Source organism: Brevundimonas sp. (assembly GCF_036677305.1).
GTDB lineage: Bacteria > Pseudomonadota > Alphaproteobacteria > Caulobacterales > Caulobacteraceae > Brevundimonas.
In genome coordinates, this window is the sequence record NZ_JAKFEB010000255.1 from 1 (window position 1) to 4,440 (window position 4,440).

Consider the following 4,440-nt stretch of genomic DNA (forward strand, 5'->3'; position numbering starts at 1 on the left):
CGTCGGTGTTCTCGTAGAACAGCACCGGATAGCCCAGTTCCTCCAGCCGCGCCGCCGCCTTGCGGGCGTGGCCGGGGTGGACGCGGTCGTCCTTGGTCGAGGTGTGGATGAAGACCTCGGGATAGGGCTGCCCCGCCTCCAGCCGCTGATAGGGCGAATACTGCTCGATCCAGGCCCGCTCTTCCGGGATGTCCGGATTGCCGTATTCCGCGATCCACGACGCGCCCGCCAGCAGCTTGTGGAAGCGCAGCATGTCGAACAGCGGCACCTGGATGACGGCGCCGTTGATCAGGTCCGGCCGCTGGGTCAGCATCGCCCCCATGAACAGCCCGCCCTGGGACCCGCCCATGATCCCCAGCCGCGGCTGGCTGGTGACGCCCCGTGCGATCAGGTCCAGCGCCACCGCCTGATAGTCCTCGTGCGACCGCTGCCGGTTCTCCTGCAGCGCCGCCTGGTGCCAGCGCGGCCCGAACTCGCCGCCGCCGCGCGTATTGGCGATGACATAGACTCCGCCCCGCTCCAGCCACAGCTTGCCGACCGTGGCCGAATAGCCGGGCAGCAGCGAGTTCTGGAACCCGCCGTAGCCGTACAGCAGGGTCGGGTTGGCCCCGTCCATGGCCATGTCGCCCCTGTGGACGACGAAATAGGGAATCATCGTCCCGTCGGCCGAGCGGGCCTCGAACTGGTCGACCGTCATCCCCGTGGCGTCGAACTTGGCCGGCAGGGATTTGGCCAGGTCCGCCGCGCCGCTGGCGGCGTCGGCCAGATACAGGCTGGACGGGTTCAGATAGCCGGTGACGTTGACGAAGACCTGGTCGTTGCGCTCGGACGCCGAGCCCACGCTGACCGAGACGTTCTGCGGCAGGTCCAGCCGGGTGCGCGCCCATTCGCCCGACGGATTGGGCTCATAGACATAGACCCCGCCGCGCACGTTCTCGTACAGGGCCACGACCAGCTTGTTGCGGGTGGCGGTGATGCCCTCGATGGCCTCGCGATCGGTCGGGCGGATGACAAGCTGCGCCGGCGTCGCCGGATCGCCCAGCCAGCGGTTCAGGTCCCAGGCGATGACGTCGCCCGTCCGGAATTCCTGCCCCGACGGCGCGGTCCAGTCCTGATCCGTCGTCACCACCAGCTGGCCGCGCACCAGCGCATTGATGTTCGACTTGGCCGGCAGCTCCAGCCTGGTCGTCGTGCCGTCGGCGTTCAGCCGGTGCGTCTCGCCCTCGTAGAAGCTGACGCCGCGATTGATCAGCGTCGCCTGCACCACGCCGTCGGCGTCGCGCAGCGTATAGCCCGACACCGACACGTCGGTCGGCTGGCCGGTGAACACCGTCCGCGCCTGATCGATCGTCTGGCCGCGCGTCAGCACCTTGACGATCATCGGATAGCCCGAGCTCGTCAGGGTGCCCGGCCCGAAGTCGCGCGAGATCAGCAGGGTGTTCTCGTCCACCCACGACGCTCCGCCCTTGGACTCGGGCAGGATGAAGCCGTTCTCGACGAAGGTCCGCGTCGCCCGGTCGAACTCGCGCACCGTCACCGCGTCCTTGCCGCCGTCCGACAGGCTGATCAGGCAGCGGGTCTCTTCCGGCGGCAGGCAGGTCGCGCCCTTGTAGACCCAGTTCTTGCCCTCGGCCGCGGACAGGGCGTCGAAGTCGAGGATCGTCTCCCACTGCGGCGCCTCGGTGCGATAGCTGTCCAGCGTCGTGGTGCGCCAGATGCCGCGCACATGGGTCGCGTCCTGCCAGAAATTGTCGATCGTGCCGTCGTGGTTGAAGCCCGGCGACGGGATGCGGTCGCGCGACTGGACGATCTCCAGCGCCTGCTGGTGCAGGGTCTCGTAGCGCGGATCGCCGCGCAGCACGCCCAGCGACCGCTCATTGTGTTCGTTGACCCAGGCCATGGCCCGTTCGCCGTCGACCTCTTCCAGCCACAGGTACGGGTCCGTCGCGTCCGAGGTCGCGAAGCCTCCCGAACTCTCGGCGGCGGCCGGGGCGGGAACGGAGGTCTGGGCCATGGCGGCGCTCGAAAGGGCGGTGGAAGCGAGAAGCGCGGCGAGCGCGGCGGTGCGGATCATATGGTTTCCCCGACTGAAGTCGGGCGGCACCTTACCGGGCGGCGGGTCCGCCACAAGCTGGAGCGGACCGAGGTTACGGCTTTGTCATGTTGAGGCGGCTGAGTGGCTGGTGGCTAGTGGCTAGTGGCTAGTGGCTAGTGGCTAGTGGCTAGTGGCTAGTGATTGTCCCATCTTCGTTGCGGAAGGGCGGCGCAATCCGCACCGGGCCGCAACTGTTGGCCAGCCACCAGCAACTAGCCACTAGCCACTCCTCCTCACGCCCCCTCGTCCGGAATGCACAGGATCTCCCCGCACGCCTTGCAGTGCACGGCGTCGGGATCGTGCTTGTGCAGGCCGCAGGTCGGACAGGGATAGCTGATCTTGTGCGGCCTGAAGATGGTCTGGGCCAGCCGCAGGAACAGGGTGATCCCCGTCAGCATGACCACAATCGACAGCACCCGTCCCCAGTTGCCGGGCAGGGTGATGTCCCCGAACCCGGTCGTCGTCAGGGTCGCGACGGTGAAATACAGCGCGTCCAGATAGCCGCTGATGCCCGGATGGGTGTCGCGGAAGGTGGCGTAGACGAAGCCGGTCACCACGAAGATGAAGGTCACCAGCGAGGCCAGGGCCTTGGTGATCTCCTCCACCCGGGTGTCGTCGTACTTGTGTCCGACCGTCCGCCAGAAGAAGTCAGAGTTCAGCAGGGTCCACAGCCGCAGCAGCCGCAGGAAGCCGAAGTTGAACAGCCAGGCCGGGAACAGCAGGGTCGCCAGCACGAACAGGTCGATCCAGGTCGCCGGCTTCTTCAGCCAGTCCTTCAGATCGGTGTGGGCCCAGGCCCGGGCCGCCAGATCGGCCGCCAGGATCGTGGCGATGACATAGTCCACGACATAGAAGACCAGCCCCGCCTCATGCAGGATCGGCGCGGCCAGGAAGAAGCCGATGATGGCGAAGTCGATGACGATGACCGCCAGCCGGAACCGCACGGCCAGCGGCGAGGAGCCGTGATAGAGGTAGCGCAGCCGGGCCCGCAGACGCAGGCCTTCGGCCTTTACGGTAGAGGACGGGGGCGCGGGTCGGACTCGGCTCATGGCCCAGCTTAACGCCCTTCGATGGCCTAAGGTCCAGTCCGTCTCTATATCTGCGCCGTGATGACCCGTCCCTTCGTCAAGATGAACGGCGCCGGCAACGATTTCGTCGTCGTCAATGCGCTGGAAACGCCGTTCGCCCCGACGGCCGATCAGGCGCGCGCCGTCGCCGACCGCGAGACCGGCGAGGGCTGCGACCAGCTGATCGCCATCGAGCCTTCCGGAACCGCCGACGCCTTCATGCGCGTGTGGAACGCCGACGGCGGCCAGGTCGAGACCTGCGGCAACGCCCTGCGCTGCGTCGGCTGGATGCTGCTCCAGTCGACCGGCAAGGACCAGGTCGTCATCGACACCCTCGGCGGCCCGACCACGGCGCGGCGCGAGGCCGACGGCCGCATCACGGTCGACATGGGCGCGCCGCGTCTCGACTGGAAACAGATCCCGCTCGACGAGGCCATGGACACGCGCGGCATCGAGCTTCAGGTCGGCCCCATCGACGATCCGGTCCTGCACACGCCGGGGGCCGTCTCCATGGGCAACCCCCACGTCGTCTTCTTCATGGATCACGCGCCCAACGACGGCTTCGTGCGCGGCGCCGGCTCGCTGGTCGAGCACCACCCGCGCTTCCCCGAGGGCGTCAACGTCGGCTTCGCCCACGTCACCGCCCCCGACCACATCCGCCTGCGCGTCTGGGAACGCGGCGCCGGCCTGACGAAGGCGTGCGGCACCGGCGCCTGCGCCGCCCTCGTCGCCTCCGCCCGCCGCGGCCTGACCGGGCGCGCGGCGACGGTTGAAGTCGATGGCGGCGAACTGTTCGTTTCGTGGGACGAGGCGACGGACCATGTGTTGATGACGGGCCCGGTGGTTGTGGAACGCACGGGGACGCTGGCGGTCTGAGTTCTGCCGACTCGTCTCCTCCCCATCTCCGATGGGGAGGTGGCGCGGCGTCTCTTGCGCCGTGACGGAGGGGGGCCGCGCCGCGCCGCCCTACCCCTCCACCCCTTCGGGGTCCCCCTCCCCATCGGCTTCGCCGACAGGGAGGAGACATGACGCTACTCCCGGAATTATAGTCGCATTGGCGGAAAAACATCCCGCCTCTTCAACATCTTCCGCTTTTCCCAAACTCAATCATCAGCACCCCCGAAAACTCCCGCATAATTCCCTAGTCCCGTCGCGGGGGGAGGGCGTCTGGCGCCAGGGCCATCAACGTGCGGCGGGGTGCGATCGAGCGGGAAACGTCGTCCTGTAATCGTCGCCCGGACCCTTGCGCGGTGAGGAACTGTGCTTGCGGAGAAACGG

General features: G+C 67.9%; 3 protein-coding genes. 1 reads left to right on the forward strand and 2 read right to left on the reverse strand.

The window, feature by feature from the left end:
- Both V6M42_RS14635 and V6M42_RS14640 read right to left on the reverse strand, forming a co-directional pair.
- A partial coding sequence (locus V6M42_RS14635; protein WP_332679177.1) for a prolyl oligopeptidase family serine peptidase occupies positions 1-2,074 on the reverse strand: 2,074 nt, incomplete at its 3' end.
- A gap of 254 nt (positions 2,075-2,328) precedes the next feature.
- A complete protein-coding gene (locus tag V6M42_RS14640; protein WP_332658679.1) occupies positions 2,329-3,144 on the reverse strand; it encodes a potassium channel family protein in 816 nt (271 codons plus the stop codon).
- Positions 3,145-3,204: 60 nt separating this feature from the next.
- Here V6M42_RS14640 and dapF point away from each other — a divergent pair, with 60 nt between their 5' ends.
- The gene (gene dapF / locus V6M42_RS14645; RefSeq protein WP_332658678.1) at positions 3,205-4,038 is read left to right on the forward strand and encodes a diaminopimelate epimerase; all 834 of its coding nucleotides are present in this window, start codon (positions 3,205-3,207) and stop codon (positions 4,036-4,038) included.
- The last annotated feature ends 402 nt before the right edge of the window (positions 4,039-4,440 follow it).